Source organism: Paenarthrobacter sp. TE4293 (genome assembly GCF_050435325.1).
Lineage (GTDB): Bacteria > Actinomycetota > Actinomycetes > Actinomycetales > Micrococcaceae > Arthrobacter > Arthrobacter nitroguajacolicus_C.
The window spans coordinates 19,311-43,362 of sequence record NZ_JBNJRY010000011.1 but is presented as its reverse complement, the minus strand read 5'-3'; the positions used below and the strand labels follow the sequence as shown (position 1 = coordinate 43,362).

The 24,052-nt window shown below is 65.7% G+C and carries 25 protein-coding genes; 17 read left to right on the top strand and 8 right to left on the bottom strand.

Translation table 11 applies throughout. The annotated features are described in order from the left end of the window. Nucleotides 1-171: 171 nt before the first annotated feature. The 4 genes from helR (at nt 172) to QF015_RS19430 (ending at nt 4,715) form a co-directional block, all read left to right on the top strand. Nucleotides 172-2,370, top strand: a complete 2,199-nt coding sequence (helR, locus tag QF015_RS19445; protein ID WP_429390470.1) for an RNA polymerase recycling motor ATPase HelR — start codon at nt 172-174, stop codon at nt 2,368-2,370. A 93-nt stretch (nt 2,371-2,463) separates the two neighbouring features. Further along, nucleotides 2,464-3,309, top strand: coding sequence for an HAD family hydrolase (locus QF015_RS19440; RefSeq protein ID WP_310208446.1), 846 nt, complete (start codon nt 2,464-2,466; stop codon nt 3,307-3,309). 60 nt (nt 3,310-3,369) lie between these two features. Beyond that, entirely contained in the window at nt 3,370-4,242 is an 873-nt protein-coding gene (locus tag QF015_RS19435; RefSeq protein WP_310208448.1) for a helix-turn-helix domain-containing protein, read from the top strand. Between the two features lie 77 nt (nt 4,243-4,319). Beyond that, nucleotides 4,320-4,715, top strand: a complete 396-nt coding sequence (locus QF015_RS19430; RefSeq protein ID WP_310208451.1) for a DUF1761 domain-containing protein — start codon at nt 4,320-4,322, stop codon at nt 4,713-4,715. A 37-nt stretch (nt 4,716-4,752) separates the two neighbouring features. On the opposite strand, the gene QF015_RS19425 is transcribed toward QF015_RS19430, so the two are convergent. Further along, nucleotides 4,753-5,493: a GAF and ANTAR domain-containing protein gene (locus QF015_RS19425; protein ID WP_310208454.1), complete on the bottom strand. Its 741-nt coding sequence runs from the start codon at nt 5,491-5,493 to the stop codon at nt 4,753-4,755. Nucleotides 5,494-5,633: 140 nt separating this feature from the next. Here QF015_RS19425 and QF015_RS19420 point away from each other — a divergent pair, with 140 nt between their 5' ends. Beyond that, on the top strand, nt 5,634-6,410 hold the full coding sequence (locus tag QF015_RS19420) for a sigma-70 family RNA polymerase sigma factor (RefSeq protein ID WP_310208457.1): 777 nt from the start codon (nt 5,634-5,636) through the stop codon (nt 6,408-6,410). A gap of 6 nt (nt 6,411-6,416) precedes the next feature. Here QF015_RS19420 and QF015_RS19415 read toward each other — a convergent pair whose 3' ends face one another. Beyond that, on the bottom strand, nt 6,417-7,367 hold the full coding sequence (locus tag QF015_RS19415) for a glycosyltransferase family 9 protein (RefSeq protein ID WP_429390469.1): 951 nt from the start codon (nt 7,365-7,367) through the stop codon (nt 6,417-6,419). A gap of 86 nt (nt 7,368-7,453) precedes the next feature. On the opposite strand from QF015_RS19415, the gene QF015_RS19410 reads away from it, so the two are divergent. The 7 genes from QF015_RS19410 (at nt 7,454) to QF015_RS19380 (ending at nt 14,322) form a co-directional block, all read left to right on the top strand. After that, nucleotides 7,454-8,008: a D-glycero-alpha-D-manno-heptose-1,7-bisphosphate 7-phosphatase gene (locus QF015_RS19410; protein ID WP_310208464.1), complete on the top strand. Its 555-nt coding sequence runs from the start codon at nt 7,454-7,456 to the stop codon at nt 8,006-8,008. Then, the gene (locus QF015_RS19405) at nt 8,005-9,093 is read left to right on the top strand and encodes a glycosyltransferase family 9 protein (RefSeq protein ID WP_310208466.1); all 1,089 of its coding nucleotides are present in this window, start codon (nt 8,005-8,007) and stop codon (nt 9,091-9,093) included. Before QF015_RS19410 ends, QF015_RS19405 begins: the two co-directional genes overlap by 4 nt. Further along, nucleotides 9,090-10,175: a glycosyltransferase gene (locus QF015_RS19400; protein ID WP_429390468.1), complete on the top strand. Its 1,086-nt coding sequence runs from the start codon at nt 9,090-9,092 to the stop codon at nt 10,173-10,175. The genes QF015_RS19405 and QF015_RS19400 overlap by 4 nt, the downstream gene beginning before the upstream one ends. Continuing rightward, complete coding sequence (locus QF015_RS19395; protein WP_310208471.1) at nt 10,172-11,440, top strand: glycosyltransferase; 1,269 nt, start codon at nt 10,172-10,174, stop codon at nt 11,438-11,440. The genes QF015_RS19400 and QF015_RS19395 overlap by 4 nt, the downstream gene beginning before the upstream one ends. 110 nt (nt 11,441-11,550) lie before the next feature. Then, the gene (locus tag QF015_RS19390; protein WP_429390532.1) at nt 11,551-12,174 is read left to right on the top strand and encodes a D-sedoheptulose-7-phosphate isomerase; all 624 of its coding nucleotides are present in this window, start codon (nt 11,551-11,553) and stop codon (nt 12,172-12,174) included. Then, nucleotides 12,171-13,595, top strand: coding sequence for a PfkB family carbohydrate kinase (locus tag QF015_RS19385; RefSeq protein WP_429390467.1), 1,425 nt, complete (start codon nt 12,171-12,173; stop codon nt 13,593-13,595). The genes QF015_RS19390 and QF015_RS19385 overlap by 4 nt, the downstream gene beginning before the upstream one ends. Before the next feature lie 31 nt (nt 13,596-13,626). Further along, on the top strand, nt 13,627-14,322 hold the full coding sequence (locus QF015_RS19380; RefSeq protein WP_310208478.1) for an SDR family oxidoreductase: 696 nt from the start codon (nt 13,627-13,629) through the stop codon (nt 14,320-14,322). On the opposite strand, the gene QF015_RS19375 is transcribed toward QF015_RS19380, so the two are convergent. After that, a complete protein-coding gene (locus tag QF015_RS19375; protein WP_429390466.1) occupies nt 14,288-15,463 on the bottom strand; it encodes a glycosyltransferase family 9 protein in 1,176 nt (391 codons plus the stop codon). The genes QF015_RS19380 and QF015_RS19375 overlap by 35 nt on opposite strands. Nucleotides 15,464-15,575: 112 nt before the next feature. On the opposite strand from QF015_RS19375, the gene rfaE2 reads away from it, so the two are divergent. Continuing rightward, nucleotides 15,576-17,144 carry a D-glycero-beta-D-manno-heptose 1-phosphate adenylyltransferase gene (gene rfaE2 / locus QF015_RS19370; RefSeq protein ID WP_429390465.1) on the top strand — a complete coding sequence of 523 codons (1,569 nt, stop codon included), beginning with the start codon at nt 15,576-15,578 and terminating at the stop codon, nt 17,142-17,144. Nucleotides 17,145-17,153: 9 nt separating this feature from the next. Further along, nucleotides 17,154-18,188, top strand: coding sequence for an NAD-dependent epimerase/dehydratase family protein (locus tag QF015_RS19365; protein WP_310208487.1), 1,035 nt, complete (start codon nt 17,154-17,156; stop codon nt 18,186-18,188). A gap of 3 nt (nt 18,189-18,191) precedes the next feature. Here the strand turns inward: QF015_RS19365 and QF015_RS19360 are convergent, their stop codons facing one another. Then, the gene (locus QF015_RS19360; protein ID WP_310208490.1) at nt 18,192-19,274 is read right to left on the bottom strand and encodes an FUSC family protein; all 1,083 of its coding nucleotides are present in this window, start codon (nt 19,272-19,274) and stop codon (nt 18,192-18,194) included. A gap of 185 nt (nt 19,275-19,459) precedes the next feature. On the opposite strand from QF015_RS19360, the gene QF015_RS19355 reads away from it, so the two are divergent. Genes QF015_RS19355 through QF015_RS19345 form a run of 3 tightly spaced genes read left to right on the top strand, consistent with a single transcriptional unit; the run spans nt 19,460 to nt 21,413 of the window. Beyond that, a complete protein-coding gene (locus QF015_RS19355; protein WP_310208492.1) occupies nt 19,460-20,392 on the top strand; it encodes a hypothetical protein in 933 nt (310 codons plus the stop codon). Next, nucleotides 20,389-20,820 carry a phage holin family protein gene (locus tag QF015_RS19350; RefSeq protein ID WP_310208495.1) on the top strand — a complete coding sequence of 144 codons (432 nt, stop codon included), beginning with the start codon at nt 20,389-20,391 and terminating at the stop codon, nt 20,818-20,820. Before QF015_RS19355 ends, QF015_RS19350 begins: the two co-directional genes overlap by 4 nt. Beyond that, nucleotides 20,817-21,413 carry a DUF3618 domain-containing protein gene (locus QF015_RS19345; RefSeq protein ID WP_310208499.1) on the top strand — a complete coding sequence of 199 codons (597 nt, stop codon included), beginning with the start codon at nt 20,817-20,819 and terminating at the stop codon, nt 21,411-21,413. Before QF015_RS19350 ends, QF015_RS19345 begins: the two co-directional genes overlap by 4 nt. Before the next feature lie 68 nt (nt 21,414-21,481). On the opposite strand, the gene QF015_RS19340 is transcribed toward QF015_RS19345, so the two are convergent. The 4 genes from QF015_RS19340 to QF015_RS19325 all read right to left on the bottom strand — a co-directional run bounded on the left by QF015_RS19340 (nt 21,482) and on the right by QF015_RS19325 (nt 24,029). After that, entirely contained in the window at nt 21,482-21,979 is a 498-nt protein-coding gene (locus QF015_RS19340; protein WP_310208501.1) for a phage tail protein, read from the bottom strand. A 121-nt stretch (nt 21,980-22,100) separates the two neighbouring features. Continuing rightward, nucleotides 22,101-22,700: a hypothetical protein gene (locus QF015_RS19335; RefSeq protein WP_310208504.1), complete on the bottom strand. Its 600-nt coding sequence runs from the start codon at nt 22,698-22,700 to the stop codon at nt 22,101-22,103. Between the two features lie 71 nt (nt 22,701-22,771). After that, complete coding sequence (locus QF015_RS19330) at nt 22,772-23,407, bottom strand: hypothetical protein (RefSeq protein WP_429390464.1); 636 nt, start codon at nt 23,405-23,407, stop codon at nt 22,772-22,774. Then, a complete protein-coding gene (locus tag QF015_RS19325) occupies nt 23,394-24,029 on the bottom strand; it encodes a hypothetical protein (RefSeq protein ID WP_310208509.1) in 636 nt (211 codons plus the stop codon). The genes QF015_RS19330 and QF015_RS19325 overlap by 14 nt, the downstream gene beginning before the upstream one ends. Between the last annotated feature and the right edge of the window lie 23 nt (nt 24,030-24,052).

Genomic DNA, 24,052 nt, shown 5'->3' with positions numbered 1-24,052 from the left:
CGAACTGCGCACAAAATGGGCACAAAATGGGCACAAAATGGGCAAAAAAAGGAAGGGAATGATCCCTTCCATCTTCAATTTATAACGCACAGGGGGGCTTGCGGCAAGGCCCCCCAGGTGCCGAACAATTGATCCACGAACCCCACAGCCAAAGGAAAAGGGAGTCGTGTGATGCCCGAAATCAGCCCAACCAAAACCAGTGCCTTCGCTTTGCCTGAGCACCTCGCCCGCAAGGCTGATCCGACGCTGATCGGCAGCGACGAGCAGCAATTCGAAGCCATCGCCGCGAATCTCGCCGGATCAATCACGGAGCTGTCAGCCCGTCTTGATGCCACGCGGAAGCAGCCTGGTGGCCGTGGGCAGGCTGCCCTGGACCGGGACCAGGAGATCCACCGGCTGACGGCGCGCCTGCGGGCCCTGCGCCGCTTCGGGCTGGACCTTTGCCTGGGCCGGATGGTCACCACTGACAACGAGCCCGTCTATGTGGGAAGGCTGGGACTCAATGACAGCCAAGGACGCAGGCTTTTGATCGATTGGCGCTCGCCTGCGGCCGAGCCCTTCTTCGGAGCGACGCATGCGAACCCCATGGGTTTGCTGAGCCGCCGCAGATACCGCTGGACGCGGGGCCGGATCAGTGATTATTGGGACGAGGTGTTCACAGCCGACGGCTTGGAAGGGAACGCTGCGTTGGACGACCAGTCTGCGTTTATCGCCAGTCTGGGCGGCAGCCGGTCGGCTCGGATGCGGGATGTGCTGGGGACCATCCAGGCCGACCAGGACAGGATCATCCGCGCGGGCTCACGCGGGGCCCTGGTGGTCGACGGCGGCCCGGGCACCGGAAAGACGGTGGTCGCGTTGCACCGCACGGCATACTTGCTTTATTCGGATCCCCGGCTGAACCACCGCGGCAACCACCGAAAGAGTGATGTCCTGTTCATCGGCCCCCATCAGCCGTACCTCAATTACGTCGCTGACGTTCTCCCAAGTTTGGGTGAGGAGGGAGTGCAGACCTCCACGTTGAGGGACCTCGTCCCCGAAGGCGCCGCCGCCGTCGTCGAAAGTGATCCCGACGTGGTCCGGCTCAAGTCGGCTGTTGAGATGGTGAAAGCGATTGAGGTCGCCGTGAAATTCTACGAGGAGCCACCAGCCGAGGGTATGGAGGTGGAGACGCCCTATGCGGACGTGTGGCTCGGCAGCGACGATTGGGCGGAGGCTTTCGATGCCGCAGAGCCCGGCGCTCCGCACAACGAAGCCCGCGAGGACGTGTGGGAGGCACTGCTCGGAATTCTCGCGGACAAGTTGGACGGGTACGACGTTCCGGAGAGCCTTCTCCGCCGGGCTTGCATCCACAACGCGGAGTTGCGCGAAGCGTTCGCCAAGGCATGGCCGTTGCTCGATTATTCGGCGTTGGTGGCGGACCTCTGGCGGGTGCCGGCGTACCTGCGTCTCTGCGCACCGTGGCTGCAGCCCGACGAGGTAGCCGCGCTGCAGCGCGGGAACCCCGAAGCATGGACGACGGCGGATCTGCCACTTTTGGACGCAGCCCGCCACCGGCTGGGGGATCCCGGGGCGTCACAACCCAGGAGGAAGCAGCAGGCAACGCTGGCCGCTGAACGGGAGCTCATGGACCGTGTGGTGGAGGACCTGATAGCAGCGGATGACTCCGAAAACCTGGAAATGTACATGCTGCGTGGCGATGACATGCGGGACAAGCTCGTGGACCGGGATGCGCTCCCTGTCATCGATCCGGACGTCCTTGCCGGTCCGTTCGCGCACATTGTGGTGGACGAGGCCCAAGAGCTGAGCGACGCTGAATGGCACATGCTGCTGCTCCGCTGTCCTTCGCGGAGTTTCACGGTGGTAGGGGACCGTGCACAAGCCAGGCACGGGTTCGCCGAGCCGTGGGAGGAACGCCTGGAACGTGTGGGCTTGGGCAACGTGACGCTGGCGGGCCTCAGTATCAACTACCGCACGCCGGAAGAGGTCATGGCCGAAGCTGAGCCTGTGATCAGGGCAGTGCTGCCGGACGCCAACGTGCCCACTTCGGTGCGCAGCAGTGGCATTCCCGTCGTCCACGGAGAAGCGAAGGAACTCGCCTCCATCCTGGATAGCTGGCTCGCCGGCAACCCGGAGGGCACGGCCTGCGTCATCGGCCGGCCGGACGCGATCGCAACGAGGCCCGCGCTGGAAAGGGTCAGCTGGCTCACCCCGGAATTGTCCAAGGGCTTGGAGTTCGACCTCGTGATCCTGCTGGACCCGGAGGAGTTCAACGCGCGTGGTGAAGGCAATGGCATCGAAGGGGCCGTGGACCGCTATGTCGCCATGACCCGGTCCACTCGGGAACTGGTCATCCTGCGCAGCACCACCTGATCAGCCCGCCAGGATGACTGTTCACCGTCCGTTAAGCCGCCGCTGTGGCGCCGGTCCTAGTTCAGCGTCGGAGGTGTCTGCTCTACTGTATGCATGACTATTTTGACTGATACTCCAGTTGCTGGCATCGATGACCAGCCAAACAACAACAACAATCTCATGGTCGCCTTGGACGTTGACGGCACCCTGGTCGACCACGATGGCCACATGTCACCGGCCGTTCGCTCCGCTGCGCAAGCCGTGGTTGCCAGCGGCCATGACGTCATGATCGCCACCGGCAGGTCCCTCAACGCAACCCTCCCGATCATCGAGCAGATCGGCCTCGAGCGGGGCTACGCGGTGTGCTGCAATGGCGGCGTGACACTGCGCCTGGATCCCGCTCTGGACAAGGGCTACGAGATCATTCACAAGGCCACGTTCGATCCTGCGCCGGCCCTGAGGGCGCTGCGGGAGCGGCTGCCCAACGCCAAGTACGCACTGGAGGACGAGGACGGCAACTTCCTCTCCACCGAGCGCTTCCAGGATGCCAGCTTCGGCGTGGAGTCCATTGGCGTCGATTTCCAGACCATGTTGGATGCTACAGCGGTCCGCGTGGTGGTCTTCAGCAGCGAGAACACCTCGGATGAATTCAATGAAGCCATCAACCACATCGGTCTTTCCGGCGTGACGTACTCGGTGGGCTGGACAGCCTGGCTGGATATCGCGGCTGAGGGCGTCACCAAGGCCAGCGCCCTTGAGGCCCTGCGCCGGAAGCTTGGTACGGACCAGGCCAACACCGTGGCAGTAGGCGATGGTCGCAACGACATTGAGATGCTCACCTGGGCCGGCCGCGGCGTGGCCATGGGCCAGGCCCCCGACGAGGTGCTCGCCGTTGCGGATGAGGTCACCGCGTCAGTGCTCGACGACGGCGCCGCCTTGGTTTTGCGCGGCCTGCTGTAACAGCCACACGCCACAGGCAGGCAGCACCGCAGGATTCGCGGTGCTGCCTAGACTGGGGCTGTGTTCTACGAAGAGTGCCCGGCGCCTCCCGGGCTGCAGCCGTTTGTCACCGAGCTGTGGTTCGTCCGCGCCCGGCCGCAGGCCCGGTACGAGAAGATTCTCCCCGGACCGTCGGCACACCTGATTCTGAACCTGTCGGATCCTTATCGTCTGATCCGCCCGCCGGAAACCGGCATTGACACCACTCCGCCGGAAAATGGCAGTGAGCGCCGGAGCAGCTCCACCGACGTTTCCATCGGCTTTTACGCGGGTCTGCAGCGCAGTTACGTCATCAGTGAAAACCCGGACCAGCTTTTCAACGTCGGTGCCCGCCTGACTCCCTACGGCCTCGCGGCGTTCACCAGCCGGCCGCCGTCGGAATTTCAGAACCGGGTAGTGGACGCCGAGGGCATTTTTCCGGGCTTTTCGGAACTGCGCCCGCAGCTGATTGACGCCGAACCCCACCAGGCCTTCGCAGCCTTGACAGCGTTCCTGCAAGGGCAGCTCAGGGCGGGTTACACAGCGGATCTCCGGACAGTGCAGGCCGTGCAAACCCTTGCCAAGGATGACGTTGAAATCAGCGTGCTGGCAGCAGAACTGGGTTTCAGTGCGTCGACGCTGGAGCGGATCATGATGCGGGATTGTGGAACCACCGCCAAGGCATACTCGGATGTGTGCCGGTTCAACAGGCTGGTGAACCAAGCGGCAGCCCTTCCCGCAGGTTCCGTGCCGGGCAGTGAGCTCCTGCACTTGGCCGACTACTACGACCAGCCGCACCTGATCCGGTCCTTCCGGCGGTTCAGCGGTTTCACGCCGTCGGAGTACCTTCAGGTGGTGCAGAGTTACGGCGCGGAGTACGCCACGTTTGTCCCCTTGGCGGAAGTCTCCAGCTAGCCTGCGGGTTTTTTACAAGACCACAGCCAGGGCCCGGGCTTACCCTCCCATCAGGAACAGCGTTGGAGAGGACACCCATGGACGTTCAGATCAACTGGCTGGCGGTGCTGGTGGCCGCCGTGGCAACGTTCGTCGTCGGCGGATTGTGGTACTCGCTCCTGTTCGCCAAACCGTGGCAGAGGGCGGCCGGGGTCAGCGATGAGCAGTTGAGGACCGGTACGGCGCGCGTCTTTGTGGGTTCGTTCATCCTTGCAGTGGTGATGGCCGTCTTCCTGGCTGCTTTTATTGGCCGGGGAGGGTCCGCGTTCGGGACCCTGGCCGGCTTGGCCGCGGGCGTGGGGTGGGTGGCAACGGCCATGGGCGTCAACTACTTGTTCGAGCGGCGCAGCCTGACGCTGTTTGCCATCAACGGCAGCTACAACGTGGTCGCCTTCACGGCGATGGGCGCCATCATCGGCGCGATGCAGGGCTAGCGCGCCGCCGCAACGGCGTCTGCTTGAAGACCAGCACCTACTTGAAGACCGTCTGGATCGGCCCTCCGCCGGCGGAGTCAACGATGGCTTGGGCCACCACCCTCAGCTTGACGTTCCGGTTGCTGGACGCCTTTTTGATGAGTTCAATGGCCTCTTCCTGGGTGCACCGGTTCTGGGCGATGATGATGCCGGTGGCGACGTCGATCACGGTCCGTGATTCCATGGCTGCCCGCAGGTTCGCGGCGGTTTGGCTGTGCTGTGCGATCAGGACAGCCAGGCGCAGGCCCTTGGATGCCTGCTGAACGTAGTCGTTGGCCCGCTGCACGGCTGCTTGGTCGAAGGCGTTCGGTTTCTCGGAGTAGAGGTTCAGCCCTGCCCTGGCGGAGTCATCGGTCAGGGGGAAAGGCACGGCAAGAACCGAACGGATGCCATTCTCGGTGACGATCTTGTTGTACTCCGGCCAGGTGTTGTCCTTGGCGAAGTCGGGGATGTGTACCTGGGTGCCTTGCCGGCAAGAGTGCAGGCAGGGTCCGTCCGCAAAGTTGTATTGAAGCTCGTCCAGCATCAACGCGCGCTCACCACTGCTGGCCACTGTGCTGGCCGACCGCGGTCTCAGCAGGGTGATGCCGCAATAGACCTCGTTGGCAGGGCTGCTGAATATGGCGGCAGAGTGTCGGGCCAACTCGGCGAGAAACGCTTCGACGTCCGGCGTATCAAGCAAGAGATCTTGAATGTCCCCGGTCACTTCGAGCGATTCGGTGCGTTGCGCGTCTTCCATCTGGATCTCCGATCCCTGGTTAAGGATTCGTTTCGAGCCTAACCCCGCAGACCCGTTGAAAGCTAATAGTAAGTGTGCTTCTCTTTTTAAGGAGTCTTGCCGTGGGCTCACCAATCACCCGGTCAGAGGATTGAAGCACCATGGGACAGACCCACCAACTCGACCTCCGCAGCAGGACCGCCGCATGCAAACCGGAAGGGAGCATTCGGCAGAGTTTCCAGGACAGCCTTGTCCTGGACCATCTCAATCTGGCCAAGTCCATCGCAGCCAGGTATTCCGCCCACACCCACGACCTCGACGACGTCAGGCAGGTCGCGTACATGGGCCTGATCAAGGCATCGCGCGGCTATGACGAGTCCAAAGGCGTCAGTTTCCCCGCCTACGCCGCTCCGACCATCGCCGGTGAGGTCAAGAGGTACCTTCGCGACCATTGCTGGGTTGTCCGCCCGCCGCGGACCATCCAGGACGTCCGGCGCCAAGTGTTGGCGCGGACGGAGGAAATGACCCAAACCCTGCAGCGGACACCCACGCCGGAGGAAGTGGCCGAGGATCTCTGCTTGGAGCCCTGCCAGGTGCGCGAAGCGTTGATGGCAGGTACCAGCAAGCGCCCGGATTCCCTGGATGCTCCCGCATCCGATGGCCGCGACGGCCTGCAAGGCACCCTTTCCGCATTCGGCTGCCCCACCGAGCGGCTCGAGGACGTGCTTGCGCTCCGCAACGCCATACGCGACCTGAGCCCGGAAGACCGCCACCTTCTCTACAGGCGCTACTACCGGGAAGAAACCCAGACCACCATCGCGGAGGCTCTGGGGATGTCCCAAATGCAGGTATCGCGCAAGCTTTCCAAGATCCTGGTCTCACTCCAAACCCAGTTGCTGGACGAAGAAGCCCTCCTGCAGGACGGGACGGCCCCCTGATAAGAGCTAGCAGCCAAGCCGCTCCGCAGCTTCCAGAACGTCGCGGACACTGACGGCTAAAAGCGCCGGATCAGGATCGGCGGAAAAGACGTCGCCACGGCGGAGTTCGACGGCGGTAAGCACCACGTGCGGTCCCGGCGGCGGCCCCCATTCTTCGGCGGGCGCGGGCCCGAACAGCACCACCGACGGACGCCCATAAGCCGACGCCAGATGCGCCGCGCCGGTGTCGGCGGAGATCACCAGCCGGGCTTCCGCTATGGTGGCCGCGAACTCGGCGAGACCCTGGCGCCCGGCCAGCAACCCGTCGTCGAGGTTTGCTCCTTGGAGTTTGGCCGAGGCGGCAGTCTCCTCGGCGCGGGCACGCTCGGACGAGCCTCCGGTCAGGACTACCTGGTGGCCGGTCGCCGCCAGGTGGGCGGCAACGTCCGCGAACCTCTCCACCGGCCACAACCTGCTGCCGTAGGCGGCACCCACATGGATGACGGTGGCACCGGGACGCGGCGATCGGACGGCGGGAGGGTTCAACCGGTAGTCCAGGGGATCGGCTTCGACGCCGTGCCAGGTGAGCAGCCGCGTCCATCGCTCGCGTTCCGGGATGCCAGTGATCCATGCAGGCCCATCGATACCGGGCGACCCATGAGCAATGACTCTGTTGGCCTGTAATTCCTCGATCCGCAAGCGGCTTTCGGGGCCGTTGCCGTGCAGGTTCACGGCGATGTCCACGGCTCCGCGCGGCACGGTCAAAGGATCGTCGAGTCCCGGAGTGGGCAGGTGGTGGATACCGCCCACCAGCTCCAGGGCTTCGGCAATCCACCCAGGCGCGGCGTACAGGATCCGGTGTTCGGGGAAAGCCCGGCGCAGGCCGCGAAGGGCAGGAACTGCGACCAGCAGGTCTCCGAGCTTCAAGGCGCGCAGGGCCAGTACCAAGGGTTGATCGGTATGTTCAGCTGTGTCCACGGTGGCCTCCCGCTAGGAGTCTAGCGGCACGAAACTTCTCACTGCCGCACTGTTTAGCGTCCGGAGAACTGGGGAACGTTGCGGGTATGGGAGGAACCGTAACGTTGAAGGCGGTCCTGTTTGACCGCGATGGAACGCTCGTCGTTGACGTGCCCTACAACGGCGATCCGCAGCTGGTGCGGCCCATGGACGGCGCGTTGGAGGCCCTGCAGAAAGTACGCCGGGCCGGCCTTGCCACCGGGGTAGCCAGCAACCAGTCGGGCGTCGCGCGCGGACTGCTGACGCTGGACCAAGTCAGCGCGGTCAACCACCGCGTGGAGCAGTTGCTGGGGCCGTTCGATGTGTGGGAGGTCTGCCCTCATGGGCCGGCAGACGGTTGCACGTGCCGCAAGCCCGCACCCGGCTTGATTCTCGGAGCATGCAGCACCCTGGGACTGGCACCGGCCCAAGTGGCCTATGTTGGCGATATCGGTGCGGACATGGAAGCGGCCGCAGCGGCAGGTGCGCGGGCCGTGATGGTGCCGACCCACGTGACGCGGCAAGAGGAAATTGACGCTGCCGAGGTGGTGGCCGAGGACCTGGTCCACGCGGTGGAGCTTCTTCTCAACGAGGAAAGAGTACGACAGGAAGCCGCTGTATGAGCCGCGTCCTGGTGGCCCGCTTGGACAGCATGGGCGACGTCCTCTTGTCAGGACCGGCCCTGCGCGCGGTCGCGAACGGAGACCGAGCCGACGGAAGCCGGCCCAACGACGTCGTACTGCTCTGTGGTCCCGAGGGGACAAGCGCTGCGGAGATGCTGCCCGGAGTTACCGAGGTCTACACGTGGGCTTGCCCGTGGATCGTCAACCCGGCGCCGCCGGCGAGCGAAAACATGACCCGCCGCCTGATCGACTTTGTCCGCAGCTCCCGCATTACCGAAGCGGTCATCCTCACGTCCTTCCATCAATCCCCCCTTCCGCTGGCACTGCTCCTGCGCTTGGCCGGCGTCACCAAGATCACGGGTGCGTCAACGGACTACGCGGGCTCTCTCCTGGACGTCCGGCTCAAACCCGGCGAGGACTTCCCGGAGGACCAGCCCGAAGTGGTCCGTGCCCTCACCATCGCCGAGGCCGGCGGGTATGTCCTGGCCAACGGCGACGACGGCAAACTGCGCATCACGCCGGGGCCGGACCCGGACCGGGTGGCCGATGAACTCGCCGGGCAGGGCCCGTACATCGTGGTCCATCCGGGGGCCGCAGCCCCCGCCAGGGCCTGGCCCGCGCTTCACCACGCGGCCACGGTGGAACTGCTTGAAGCGTACGGGCACCGGGTGGTGGTCACGGGTGGGCCCGGGGAGACGTCCCTCACGGCAACTGTGGCAGGCCCATCGGCCAGGAACCTGGGTGGTGGAACCAACCTCCGGACGCTGGCAGCGGTACTTGCCGGTGCCGCCGTCGTGGTAACCGGAAACACGGGTCCCGCCCATCTGGCGGCAGCGGTGGGGACGCCGGTGGTCTGCCTGTTCGCCCCGGTTGTTCCGGCCATCCGCTGGGCACCTTACGGCGTCCCGTTGGAGCTTCTCGGTGACCAGGAAGCAGGCTGCCGGAACACCCGGGCCCGTGTTTGTCCTGTTCCTGGCCATCCCTGCCTGAGCACGGTCACGCCGGAACAGGTTGTCGAAGCTGTCGAAAGGCTCTTGGGAGGCGTCTCCTCCTTGTCCACCCGTCGAAAGGTTTGGAAACCATGAGAATCTTGGTGTGGCACGTCCACGGCGGATGGATGGAGGCGTTCGTCCGCGGCCGGCATGAATACTTGCTTCCAACGTCGTCCGACGGCGGTGCCTGGGGTTTGGGACGCGGTGGCCGTGCGTGGCCTGCCGCCGCGCAGGAAGTGGACCTGGACACCCTGGACCCGGACAGCGTCGATGCCGTAGTCCTCCAGCGGCCGGAGGAGATCGCAGCTGTCGCCCGAACACTGGGGCGCAGGCCGGGAATCGACCTTCCGGCCGTCTACGTCGAGCACAACACCCCCAAGGGCGATGTCCCCTTTTCCCTGCATCCTTTGGCTGACCAGGGCACCATCCCGGTGGTCCACGTGACGCATTTCAACCAGCTCTTCTGGGACACAGGCTCAGCGACCACCACGGTGATCGAGCACGGCATTCCCGATCCCGGACACCTGTACACCGGTGAACTGGAAGAGATGGGCGTGGTGGTCAACGAACCTGTCCGGCGTGGACGTGTCACCGGAACCGACCTCCTGCCAGGCTTCGCCGGAGTAGGTCCGTTGCGGGTGTTTGGCATGGGGACGGAAGCCTTGCCCGGGGCGCTGAACCTCAGTGGCTACGGCCTCAGCGAGGAACGGCTGCATATTGCCGGGGACGTGCAGGCACCAAAACTGCACCAGGAACTGTCCCGCTGCCGCTTGTACCTGCATCCGCTGCGGTGGACCTCGCTGGGGTTGGCGCTGCTGGAAGCGATGCATCTGGGCATGCCCGTCCTTGCCCTGGCCACCACCGAGGCAGGCCGCGCCATCCCGCACGGTGCGGGCCTGGTCTCCAACGACGTCGACGATCTCCAGAGGTTCGCCCGGCGGCTGCTGGACGATCCCGATGATGCCTATGCGATGGGGATCATCGCACGCGAAGCCGCCCTGCAGCGCTACGGACTCGGCACGTTCCTGAGGGCCTGGGATGAACTCCTGGCCGACCTGCCCCAGGGCGCACGCGGTGGCAGCCGTCAACAACCCGGCACGGCAGACGCGCGCCAGACCCCGGATGCCAGCCATGACACAGAGACCCGCCAGGACACAGAGAGGACGCACCCATGAAAATCTCCATGGTCTCCGAACATGCCAGCCCGCTGGCTGCGCTGGGAGGCGTTGACGCCGGCGGACAGAACGTCCACGTGGCCGCGCTGTCATCCAGCCTGGCCGAGCGCGGGCATCAAGTCACTGTGTACACGCGTCGTGACGATCCGGACCTTCCCGCAAAGGTGCAGGTCGGCCCGGCACTGACCGTGGTTCACGTCGATGCTGGTCCGGCCCGGCGTATCCCCAAGGACCAGTTGCTGCCGTACATGGGTGAACTGGCGGACGGGATCTGTGCTGACTGGGCCACGCAGCTCCCCGACGTGGTCCATGCGCACTTTTGGATGTCCGGCCTCGCTGCCATCCAGGCTTCCCGGCGCGCCGGAGCTTCCGACCCCGTGCCGGTCGTCCAGACCTTCCACGCCCTGGGTTCCGTGAAGCGCCGCCACCAAGGGGCGGCAGACACCAGCCCGCCGGCCAGGGAATGGCTGGAACCCTGGGTGGGCCGCACAGCTGACTGGATCATCGCAACGTGCCCCGATGAGGTCTTCGAGCTCAAGGCCCTGGGCATCAGCCGGTCAAAAATCTCCATTGCCCCCTGCGGCGTGGACCTCACCCTGTTTCCCGGAACGTCCGACGCCGAACCGAAGTCCCGGACGCATCGCATCCTGAGCGTGGGACGCCTTGTGCAACGGAAAGGTGTGGACCTGGTCATCCAGGCCCTCCCGCTCCTCGCGGAGGCGGGCTTCAACGACGTCGAGTTGTTGATCGTCGGTGGTTCCGGCGATGCCCTGACACTCGAGGAAGACCCCGAAGCCCAGCGGCTCCACGCACTGGCCAAGGAACTCGGTGTGGAGGACAAAGTGACCATGCGCGGGCAGGTACCCCGCGATGCGATGCCCGGCATTTTCCGCAGCTCCGATGCCGTGGTCTGCGCCCCGTGGTACGAGCCGTTCGGCATTGTGCCGCTGGAAGCGATGGCCTGCGGAGTGCCCGTGGTGGCCGCCGCCGTGGGCGGACTCCGGGAGACCGTCGTCGATCAGAAAACAGGGCTCCACGTCCCGCCGCGTGATCCGGAGGCGCTCGCCGAAGCGCTCGGAAAGCTGCTGGGGGACCCGGACCTGCGCGCCGAGATGGGACGTGCCGGATCGCGCCGGGCACGCTCCCGCTATTCCTGGGAACGCATCGCCGCGGACACGGAAAAGGCCTATCGGTCCGTCCTGTCGGCCGGACTGTCACGGCAAGCCGGCGAACGCCTGGAACCCTTGGAAGGAACGGCGCTGTGAACATCAAAGGCGTGATCATCAACGGCCGTGCGGCAAGCGGGTCCGCCGTCCCGGCCCAAGTCCCGCCCGGAGTTCCGCCGACAGTGCCGGACACCGTTCCGGCGCGCTGGATTCCGGACGCTGGCGACCCCGCCCACACCACCGCGGTGAACACCCACCTGGACAATGTCCTCCCTGCCTTGGAGTCACTGCGCGCACAGTCCGGCCGCCTGTCCTCGTGGGGAACCGAACTGGCCACCAGGCTCCTGTCCGGCCAACGCCTGCTGGCCGCGGGCAACGGCGGCTCCGCTGCGGAAGCGCAGCACCTGACAGCCGAACTCGTGGGCAGGTTCGACGAGGAACGTGCGCCCTTCTCCGCCATTTCGCTGCACGCCGAGTCCTCCGCCGTCACCGCACTGTCCAACGACTACGGCTACGAGGAAGTCTTCGCCCGGCAAGTCAGGGCCCATGGCCGTTCCGGTGACGTGCTCATCCTTTTGTCCACCAGTGGCCGGAGTCCCAACCTGCTCAAAGCAGTCCGTGCAGCGCGGGAACGCGGCATCGCTACCTGGGCCCTCACGGGCGCCGGCCCCAACCCCCTTGCCGAGGCCTGCGATCAAGCCGTCACCGTCGACGCCATCCCGGCCAACGCGCAGGAAGGCCACCTCATTGCCGTCCACGCCGTATGCCGCGCTTTTGACGCCGAGGTCGCCCGGCGCGCAGGTTCAGGCCCCTGTGGAGGAGGCCAACCATGAGGATCACGGTGGTAGGAGACGTCCTCCTCGACGTCGACATCAACGGGTCCGCCACCCGGCTCAGCCCCGATGCGCCCGTGCCGGTGGTGGACGTAGGTGAGATCCGCCGTCGAGCCGGTGGCGCCGGACTGGTGGCTACCGTGCTGGCCCGGGACGGCCACAGCGTTTCGCTGGTCACCGCACTATCGGACGACGACGGCGCCAATCACCTCAGGCGCGCCCTGTCCGGGGTGTCCGTGCTCGCTGGAGCCCCGCTCGCCCCCACGCCCACCAAGACCCGGGTGCGGATCGGGACACATCCGATGGTCCGGTTCGACGAAGGGTGCGCTCCCGCTCCCGTTCCCTTGAGCACAGGGGAGATGCTCGCTGCCATTGCTTCGGCGGAAGCCATTGTGGTGGCTGACTACGGCCGGGGGATCACGGCCAACACCGATATCCGCGTCGCGATCGCCGAGGCAGTACGCCGCGTCCCCGTGGTGTGGGACCCGCATCCGGCCGGCTCCGAGCCTGTGGAGGGGGTCGCCGTCGTGACGCCCAACCTCGCCGAGGCCCTGGCGGCGGCGAAAGCGGCCGGGCTGGAAGCAACGCCAACGGAGGGTGGGAAAGCCGGAGCGTTCCTGCTGGAGAAGTGGCAGAGCAAAGCCGTGCTGGTCACCAGGGGAGAGGACGGTGCCCTCCTGTTCACGGCGGACACCGCGGTACAGGACATCCCGGCCCCCTCCACCAACGTCAGTGATCCATGCGGCGCCGGTGATCGCCTGGCCGGGAGCCTTGCCGTGCACTTGGGCCGCGGGCTCGACCACGCACAGGCAGCAGCCCGGGCCGTGGAGGATGCGTCCGCGTTCCTGGCCCAAGGAGGAGCCGCGGCGTTGGCTGACCCGCCGGAGGTGGGTGACGCAGCAGAGGCGGGGCCCGTCGTCGAGCTTAAAGGACTGGAACTGGTGGGCCTCCAAGACAGTGATCTTGACCCGGACGGCATCCAGTTGGCCAAGGCCGTGCGGGCCAGCGGCGGGACCGTCGTGGCCACCGGGGGCTGTTTCGACCTCCTGCACGCCGGGCACGCCAGGACCCTTGCAGCGGCGCGCAGCATGGGCGACTGCCTCATTGTCTGCCTGAACTCCGATGAATCCGTCCGGCGGCTGAAGGGCATGCACCGGCCGATCGTCAGCGCGGAGGACCGGGCCGAGCTGCTGCTGGCGCTCGAATGCGTCGATGCCGTGGTGCTCTTCGGCGAGGACACCCCCGAGTCCTGCCTGGCTGAAATCCGGCCCGATATCTGGGTCAAGGGCGGCGACTACGCCCCTGAAGACCTGCCGGAGGCCCGCTTGCTTGCGGGCTGGGGAGGGCGCTGCGTGACTGTGCCCTTCCATCCGGCACGCTCCACCAGCGGCTTGGCTGCAGCACTGGCCAAAGTCAGCTGACAATCAGCAGTGATCAACCGAAAGGAACCGCATGAACACGCAAACACCCGGCCGCGTCATCGTTACCGGAGGCGGCTCCGGCCTCGGAGCCGCGATTGTTGAGGCCATCCGCGACGCCGGAGGCACCCCCTTCGTCTTCGACCGCGACGTCAGCAGTGTCTCCGGCGCCAAGGCCCTGGAGGTGGACGTCTCCAACCGCGAAGCCGTGGAAACTGCCATCAAGGAGGCCGCCGACAGCCTGGGCGGCCTGGATGGAGTGGTCACCGCCGCAGGCATCGACCGCTGCGGCAAGCTGGGCGACGTGCCCGCCGAGGAATGGGAAAAGGTCATCGGAGTGAACCTTTTCGGCACCGTTTCGGTGGTCCGCGCGGCGCTGCCATACCTCAAGGAATCCCGCGGCCGGGCCGTCACCATCGCGTCCACGCTGGGGTTGAGGGCCCTGCCGGATGCCACCGCCTACTGCGCCTCGAAGTTCGGTGTCATCGGCTTCAGCCGTGCATTGGCTGCCGAAACCGGCGGCGTGATCGGCGTCACCACCATCATCCCGGGCGGTATGAAGACGCACTTCTTTGACGACAGGGATGAGCAGTACAAGCCGCAGGACGATTCCAAGCTCAACGATCCCGCCAACGTGGCACAGGCAGTGGTGTTCGCTCTCTCGCAGCCGTTCGGCAGCGAAGTCCGCGAGCTCCTTATCTGCCCCGCAGAAGAAGGCTCGTGGCCGTAAGGTCCAGCACGTCCTGAACAACGTCGGCCACGGCGATGCCCTCGATGAGGGTGTCGTCGTGGCCGCAGTGCGGTGCCGTCCAGCCAACTTGGGTGACGTCGGCTCCGCAGCGCGGACAACTGGTCACCCATGACATGTGGATGCGGTGCAGGCTCCGGCCCCGCGGACCGGCGTTCAGGACGTTTCCCACCCAAAAGATCCCGACTGTCGGGGTTCCCAGCGCCTGTGCCAGATGCCGCGGGCCGCTGTCGCTGGCCAGCATTACGGATGCCTCGTCCAGCAACGCCGCCAGGTCCCCGATATCGAGCTCACCGGCCACGGAGCGCACGGCCTCCCTGTGTGCTTCGGGGAGCAGGCGGCCGGCCAGTTCCGTGACCTCCTGCGCCAGGGCCTTCTCCGCGCGGTCACCCACGACCAGCACCTGCGCCCCCTCGCGCGCGACGCCCGCCGCAGCTTCGGCAAAGTACGACGCCGGCCATCGCCGTCGCGGATCGGTGGCACCGGGGTGGACCACCACCAGAGAGGTCCGACGACGGTCCCTGAGGCCCGCAATATTCTGCTGGTGGTCCGGGCCCGGACGCAAGGGAGGTGGGATGATGGCCGGCGCCCCGGCAAGCCCGGCAACCTCCATCCAACGGTCCGGCTCGTTCTGGTAGTAGACGTAGTCAAGCGTGCGTTCCAGTGGCTCCGCATCCTTGGTGCACGTTCCCACGGTGTGCTTGGCGCCCAAGCGCAGCAGGAAAGGATTGGAGAACCGGCCACCGCCGTGCATCTGCACGCCGAGATCGAACTCCCTGGCCTGCATCGCCTCGAAGAATGCCTCCTGTGCCGCCACATCCTCCGCGTCGTCGTCGAAGCGCTCGCCGTTGCGCGGACCATCGTGGACGCCGCGCGCCACCGGAAGCAGCTCCACCAAGTCAACCGGACCTTCGGTCGCAGCCACCACAGCCCTGTGGACCGGTGTGCCCAGGAGCGTGATCGTGGCCTCGGGATAGGCCCGCTTCAGGGCATGAAGGGCCGGGTAGGTGTAAATCAGGTCACCCAACCCGCCGCCCCTGAGGACTGCGATCCGCTTCACGTTGCTGAACTTTTCCAGCACGGGCCCCACGCCGGGAAACAGGTCCATCGGCGAATTCTCCATGGATGGTTCCTTTCGTCAGCGACGAGGAAAATTGCGGCAAGCGGCGTGTGAAGCGCGCGCCGCGGGGTACCTGAGGGGAACAGGAAACTGTCACCCAACCGGAAGGTACCCCATGGCACGCCTCCCCAATCACGAAGGCCTGGCCAATCAAGAAGGACTGGCTGACTGGGTGCCCGGCCGCTTGGCCGAGGAACGCCCTGTGGTGACGGTCATCGGCGATTCCATCCTGGACGGCTGGTGGGAGGGAACCATTGAGCGGTTCTGCCGCGAAGCTCCAGCCCCCGTGGTCCAGGTGCAGCGGCGCGACTTCGCCCCGGGCGGTGCCGCCAACACCGCCATGAACCTCGCCGCCATGGGAGCAGAGGTACGCTTCGTTTCCCTGATTGGAGAGGACCCGGCTGGCCGTACGCTCCTCGGGCAGCTCCGGTCCACGGGTGTGGACGTCTCGCACGTGGTCGCGCACTCCGCGATGACCACCACTACCAAATACCGCGTCAGCAGCGGGGGACAGGTGATGCTCCGCCTGGACGATGCCGCCACGGAAATACCGGACGCGGGCCTTCAGGAGATGGCGGCCGCCGTGCCCGAAGCAATCCGCGGTTCAGCTGCCGTGGTGCTCTGCGATTATGCGGCGGGTGCCTTGGAAGGCCCGGTCCGCAACTCGATCCTCCGCCATTTAGGGCCCCGGGGCGATACGACGGACTCCCCGGACTCCGGCCCGTCGAGGCAGGACACCCTGGTAGTAGTCGACGCGCACCATCCCGGCCGTTGGGCTGAGCTCAGGCCCGACCTGGCCACCCCGAATGCGCAGGAAGCGGCACGGCTTCTTGGCGCGGAGTTTCCCGGCGGTGCCGCCCGGTGCCCCTTCGTGGAAGCCCACGGGGATCAACTGCTCAGCGCCTCAGGTGCGGGCGCCGTCGTCGTGACCTTGGACCGCGAGGGAACGTTGACCATTCGTCGGAAGGCGCCCCAGGACGTGGCCACGCACCGAACGTGGGCCCGGCCGGAAGCGGAGAAACAGGCCTCGGGCGCAGGCGACACCTTCGTAGCGGCCCTGACACTGGCTCGAAGTGCTGGACTGCCGTTGACCACCAGCGTGGACCTGGCCCAAGCAGCAGCGGACGTGGTGGTCCACAGGCCGGGAACCTCGGTGTGCACCACCGAGGAATTGGCGAAGCACCTCCGCGGTTTCGCCGACACGGCCCTGACTGCCACCGAACTGGCCCAGCACGTGGACGAACATCGCCGGGCGGGCCGCAGGATTGTGCTGACCAATGGTTGCTTCGACGTCCTGCACCGCGGCCATACCCGGTACCTCAACCAGGCCAAGCAATTGGGCGACGTCCTGGTGGTGGCACTGAACAGCGACTCTTCAGTGCGGCAACTCAAGGGGCCGGAACGGCCGGTCAACCATGAGGCCGACCGTGCCGCGGTGATTGCAGCCCTCAGTTGCGTGGACCACGTCACGGTGTTTGACACCCCCACCCCCATTCCGCTGATCGAACTCCTCAGACCCGACGTCTACGCCAAGGGTGGCGATTACACTCCGGAGATGCTCCAGGAAACCGAAGCGGTGGAACGCTGCGGCGGCACCGTCACCATCCTGGATTACGTGCCCGAACACTCCACCACAGCCGTACTGGAACGCATCCGCTCCACGGGCGAAACCCCGAAGTCCTAAGGAGGAGCCATGCGAATCGTGGTCACAGGTGCCACCGGCCATGTCGGTACCGAAGTGCTGAAGCGGCTCCAAGCCGCCAGGTCGGGGGACGGAGCCCACCTGGAACTGGTGGGGGTCGTCCGCCGCGAACCGGACCAGGATGCCGCCCCCTATCACGGTGTTGAATGGCACACCCTGGACATCGGCGCCCTGGAGGACCAGCCGGCGTTGGAAACGGCCATGGCCGGGGCGGACGCAGTAGTGCATTTGGCCTGGCTCATCCAGCCGAACCACAACCGTGAGTTGCTTCGCCGGACCAACGTCGCCGGGACGGCCCACGTCCTGGCCGCCGCCCAAAAAGCCGGCGTTGGGCATATCGTGTGCGCGTCCTCGGTGGGAGCCTACTCGCCGGCGCCGAAGGAGCAACGCACCAAGGAGGGCTGGCCCGCGGCGGGTGTCCGCACCTCGCATTACAGCGCGGACAAAGCCGCGCAGGAGAGGATCCTGGACAGTTTCGCCAAGGAGAACCCGGACATCGTGGTGGCCCGTTTGCGCCCTGCCCTCACGTTCAGTGCCGGGGCCGGCAGCGAGGTTGGCCGGTACTTCCTGGGCCGGGTCCTGCCGCGGTTGGTTCCGCGCAGACCGTGGCTGCCCTTGCTGGCCCTCCCCAAGGAACTGGTGTTCCAGGCCGTGCATGCCGAAGACGTCGCCGATGCCTATTGGCGTGTCCTGGAGCGAAAGGCGGAAGGCGCCTTCAACATTGCCGCGGAGCCCGTTATCGATCCCAATGCGCTGGCGTGGATTTTCAGGGCAAGGCGGTTGTTGCCGTTCCCGCTTCCGGTGCTTCGCGCCGTCGTCGAGGTCAGTTGGCGACTCCGGCTCCAGGTGACGGACGGCGGGTGGGTGGACATGGCAGCCAATGCACCCATCATGGATACGTCCCGGGCGCACAGCCTGCTGGGATGGTCGCCGAAGCACTCTTCGCTGGAATCGCTGGCTGAAATGCTGGAGGGAATCGGAGCGGGGAAGGGCCGGAAGGCCTCGCCTCCGCTCGAACCGCGATGATCCCTATTCGGCGGACAACACCACGGTAAGGATCCGCCGGAGGCTCATGGCCACCGAGGCCGGAGCGGTCACCGGCGACTGGTCGGCAGCGGCCCCGGCTACGGCATCGCTGAGTGCCGTGATGCTGTCCTTCGCCTGCGCCAGGCGGCTGGCAAGCTCGCCGGACTCTGCGTCCCGCCAGTGGTCCACTACGGCTGCGGCCGCCTGCAACGCGTCGGCCAGGGACCCCACCACAGCATCTGGGATGACCGTCCCCGCGCCCTCTTCCCAGATGGCACTGGCCAGGACGTCGGTGATGTCCTGGACGTGGAAAGTGAGCCGTTCAAGGGTCCGCAACCCGGCAAGGTCGCCGGGCAGCCGGGACGCCCGACGGCGGGACCGGGGGTTCGCTTTGGCGCTTAGTTCAGCCTGGTGCACCGCAGTGCGGACGGCTGCCGCCGTCAGCGACAGTTCGTCGCTGCGGCTGGCCCACGCCTCGTGATTGGGCGGCCAGGACTCTTCCATGGCCGCGGCCATGTCCTTGAGTTGGCGCGATAACGCGCCCTGATGGCCGGCGATGGCAGGGTCGATGTCGTCAAGGTGCAGGGGCGGAAAGACCAGCCAGTTCACGGCGAAGCCCACGGCGACCCCCAAGGCCATCTGGAGAACGTAGGCAAAGGAGAAGCCTTCCGCGTTCGAGTCTCCGAGCACCAGGACGAACAGGGCTGCCATGGGAATCCATTCGGATGCCGTCCCCAGCCGGGGCAGGCCGCCAATGAGCACACCCAACCCCACCACCAGGGCAACAGCAAAGGCGGTCGGCTCGGCCACGGTGGTGATGGCGAAGGCCATGCCGATCCCCAGGACCAGGCCGCCGAGGCTTTGGAGCCCGTGTTTGGCGGAGTCTGCAACGGTGGGGTGCATGCTCACCAGTGCGCCCAGCGGTGCGTAGTACGGGTAGGCGGCGGCGGGGCCGGGCATGAAGGGCGCGAGATACCACGCCAGTCCGGCCGCGACGGCAGTCTTGGCGGCGAAGAGAAGGCGGTGGCGGGTGACGGTTTTTCGAAGCGCGGGAATCAGCCGTCGCCTGGTGGGCAGTTGGCTCATCAGTCCAACGTTCGCAGGTCCTACCCCCTGCTGTCGAGCGACAGGGGCTGAACGTGAGCAGGGACATCAAATCCTTCGATGAGGTGATTAGATCCCCGGCAACCGGGTACACACCCATTGATAGTAACGATGCTTACTATCCCGGCTGCTGTCCGCAGCCTGCCAACTGTGGAAAGAGAGCGATAATGACTGAGAGCAAATCGCCGCAGGACGGAAGCTTCGCGGCACCAACCACCGGTGCCCATGCTGGCACCGAACCGTTCACGGGAAACTACCTGGACTCGGCCGATGTTGAGACCCAAACTGCCGGCACCACCGGAATCAGCGGAACCCCCACTGGTTCAGGAACGGATTCCGCCAGCTCCGGCAAGGTGGATACCGCCAAGGAGGAAGCCGCAGGAGTGGCTGGCGCGGTAAGCGACGCCGCAGGTGGCGTTGTGGACACCGCAAAGACCGAGGCCGGGCACGTGGCCCACGAGGTCAAGGTCAATGCCCGCCAACTCCTCACGCAGACCAAGGGTGAGCTGGCCGATCAGGCGCAGGCACAGCAGCAGCGTGTTGCCGAGGGCTTGCGGTCCATTTCGGACGAACTCTCCACCATGGCTAACTCCACTGAAAACGGTGGCGTGGCCACGGACCTGGTCCAGCAGGCAGCCCAGCGCTCCTCCTCTGTTGCCCAGTGGTTGGAAGGCCGGGACCCCGGTTCGCTGCTGGAAGAAGTCAAGGGCTTTGCGCGCCGTAAGCCGGGAACCTTCCTGCTGTTGGCTGCTGGAGCCGGTGTCCTCGCAGGTCGTCTCGGCCGGGGTATGGCAGGCGCCGCCTCCGACTCGGCCTCTGCAAGCGGCACTCCGGCCGCCACTGAAACGCCTCGCGCTGTTTACTACCCGACGCAGGGTGGCGCAGTGACTCCTCCGCCAGTGGACCTCCCCGGACCGACGGCTACCACCGCCGGATACGGCTCGGCCACCACCACCGGATACGACGCCGGTACGACCGGCGGCTACGACGGATCCACGCTCCCTTACCCGGAGACCGATGCCGGCGGAGTCAAGGCCCAAGGTGATCCGCTTGCTGGACCGCTTGATCCCGATGACCCACAGTATGGAGGTCCCCGATGAGCAGTCCCGCCGATCTACCCCCCACAGAAGCCCATGTGAAGGCGGAAACCCTTCCCCTTGGCGAGCTCCTCAGCGACCTGACGCGCGACGTTTCCACGTTGATGCGCCAGGAAGTCGAGCTGGCCAAAGCTGAACTGAAGGAGTCCGCCACCAAGGCCGGTAAGGGTGCGGGAATGTTGGGCGGTGCTGCATACGCCGGCCACATCACCGTGCTGTTCCTGTCCATCGCCCTGTGGTGGGCGGTGGGCCAGCTTATCGGCCTGGGATGGTCCGCTCTTGTTGTCGCGGTCATCTGGGGCATCGTCGCTGCGGTTCTGGCTGCCAAGGGCCGTAAGGAACTCAACACCATCAAGGGCATGCCGCAGACCGCTGAGACGGTCAAAGAAATACCCCCCGCTTTGAAACCGAACACTGAGGAGACACGATGACGCAGAACCCCGACGCCCTGCGCGCCGATATCGAAGAAACTCGCCGGCGGCTCAGTACCAATGTTGATGCCGTGGCGGACAAGGTCACGCCTTCGCACATCGTCAATCGCAGGGTGGACAAGATCAAGACCGCCGTGTTTGGCGCCCGCGATGACGTGAGCAACGCTGCAGGCAACGCTGCACACCGGACCGGGGATACCGTCTCCGGTATCGCCGGCAATGTCTCCGATGCCGTCTCCGACCTTGGCGACGCACCCCAGGTCATCACCCGCAAGGCCCAAGGCAGCCCGATCGCGGCGGGCCTGATCGCGTTCGGAGCCGGCTTGCTGGTGTCCTCGCTGTTCCCCGCGTCGGAAAAGGAACGCGAAGCTGCCCAGGCGGTCAAGGACGCAGCCCAGCCCTTGACCGACGAGCTGAGCCACGCCGCCCAGGAAGTTGCAGAGCACTTGCGCGAGCCAGCCCAGGACGCACTGCAGAACGTCAAGGACAGCGCCACGGACGCAGCGGCCACGGTGAAGGAAGAAGGCCAGGCAGCAGCGGCAGACGTTCAGGACCGCGCGGGCACGGCCAAGGACAACATCAGCAACCAGTAGTTACCCGCTGACCCAACTGAGTCGCAGAAGATGCTCTTTTGAACCCTCAAAAGAGCGTTAACTGCGACTCAGTTGGGTGAGGGCTGCGTTTCGGCGGGCGTTGGTGGGTACTCACCCTTGATCACGAAGTAGGAGCCGCGGATCACCCCGGCGAGCTTGGATTTCTGGCGGGCGAACTTGAACTTTGATTCCAACTCGGCGGGGACATCCATCCCGTCGGCCAGCTTCAAACCGACGGCCCTCTTCCCCTCGTCGAGGCTGTACATCACGTTGATCGACAGCCCTGATTCGTAGAATACGTACGCCATGTGAAGGTCTTCGACCTGGAACGCGGTGGCTTCCAGGGGGCGGGATCCGATGACGATGTCGCGTTCTTCCCGGAGAATGCGGCTCACACGGTCCACGACGGCGGGAACCTCTTCCGCCGGGCTGACCGAGAAAACGTGCTTGTATTTGTTGCGGAAATAGCGGGCTTCGTTGGCGCGCAGTCCAGCGGCGGCTTCGGCCACAGGAGAGGATTCCAGGCCGACGGTAGAGACTGTCTCGAAGTCAACGGTGTACGGCATGGGCTCTCCTGGTCAGACGGACAGGCGGACAGGCGGTCAGGCACATCAGACCCGGACGGACCCGGTCTGACGTGGTGGACCCATGCTAACGCGGGCGGAGGCCCCGGCAATGCGTAACGGCTTAGCGGACCTCGAGGATCAAATGCAGCAAACGGGCCGCGGCCGGACGTGCTGCGTGTTCCTCGGCCCATTGCGCGCGGGCCAGCGCCTTGCTGACCGCCTGCGTGGTGATGCCGAGTTCTTGGGCCACGGCCTTTTGCTGGCCGCGGACGCCCGGCGTGAGCAGGTCAAGTACGCGCCATTCCGCCGCGCTGCGATGCTGCACGATGTGGCCCAGCAACCGCAAGACGGCCTCGGCCTCTGAAGCCAGTGCTGTCAGCGGCCCGTCCACCGCTACGGGGATCCGCTCTTTGCCGTTGCGGAGCCGGTCAACAGCCCGGCGCGCATACACCAGGCCGTGGCCCGAGGCGTCCTTCACCAGGTTGGGTAGTGGTTCATTGATGGGGCCCACGCCGATTCCCACGTACCACTGGCTGGAGCGGAGGGCGATCAGCGCAGTCTCCACGGCTTGGTGGCCCGATTCCACGATGCCCTGCACCTCATCCTCAACCGAGCGGTCAAAGTCGAGCCGCGCAGGAATGTGCCGCAGGTCCTTGAGCAGCTGCGGCACAAGGTCGCCGTCGCGGCGACTGTCGCGTTGGTTGATGGTGAGAGTGAACATAGTGGATCACATGCTACCGGCTGGTAGACGGTCTGCAAGGGCCATATCTGCCCTTGCTTGAGTCGGGCTGGTCAGTCGAGGGCCGTTCGCCCGGTCAGCACGACGGCGGGCAGGGCGCCTGCCGCTGCCCGCGCGGCACCAGGCGTTCCGGCGTCATTCATGGCCCCGTGGATGGCAAGTACCAAGGGGGCAGGATCATGGTCCGAGGCGAAGACCCAGAAGGAGTCGCGCGCCTGGAAAACCAAGGCGTTGCGGCCTCCGGCGCCCAGGGAGACCTTCCGGCGTGCCACCAGGCGGCGGTCGGGATCGGTGCCGTCAGCTGTGGTCACGGCTTTGATGGACCCTGGCGCAATGTCGGCCCACGGGATCACCAGGAGGGTACGTTTCTGCGAATACTTGGCAACGATTCCACCATCAAAGACCAGCAAATTCCGGAAGCTGCCCACCAAGGTCATGGACCAGAGCACCACGCCCGTCACCATGCTGGTGAGCACAAAGAATGCGGGGTCGTTGAAGTGCCCGGCTTCCCGGGTGGAACGGATGGGGCTGACAAACTCGGCAATGGTCCCGTAGATGAAACCCGCCGCCAGGCAGGGGAGCAGGACTTTCCAGAAAATGCGCCGCGACGATGCTACGTAACGGAGTCGCCCCAAATGAGGTGCGAGCCTGCGCTCAGTACGGCGAACCAGCCAGTTACGGCCGTGCATCCGGGCGCTGGCCGTAGAGGTTGGGCAGGTCCTGCCGTTCAGCAGCGGCAGCTTGCTCGGCTGCCACGGCTTTGGGATCCGGAACCGGTGCCTGGCCGTGCGCAATCCCCGAGCGGCGGTCAATGGCAGCGAACTTGGGATCCCACGTGTCGTCCCCGCCGCCACTCAAGGCCGAGGCAATGACCATCACGACGAAAAACGGGAAGAAGGACCAGCAGATGGCGCGCCATCCGCCCAACCAGGCACCCGCCGTCGTGCCGTCCTTGATCCGGACGGAGCGCATCCCGGCGGCGGCGTCGCCAACGCTGCCGGCAGTACCCCAGATCATTCCGTAGACGAACAGGCCCACGAACCACAGGACCACGTAGAGGGTCAGCCACAAACCGTCGTTGAAGCCGAGGGCAGAGCCGCTGTTCATCATGGATTCTCGGACAACTGCCGCAATCGCAGCCAGGATGACGTAGCCCACCAGGAAAACCACTGCATCCAGGACCCGGCCCCAGAAGTGGGCGCTTCCGGACGCCTTGACGAAGTACGCGCCGGTGTCGGGATGGCGCCGCACGGGGCGGCCGTTGACAGCGTCAACCAAGCCAGTGCCGGTGGTGTTCTTAGAGGTGCTCATGAGGGGCTTTCAGCTCGACGGCG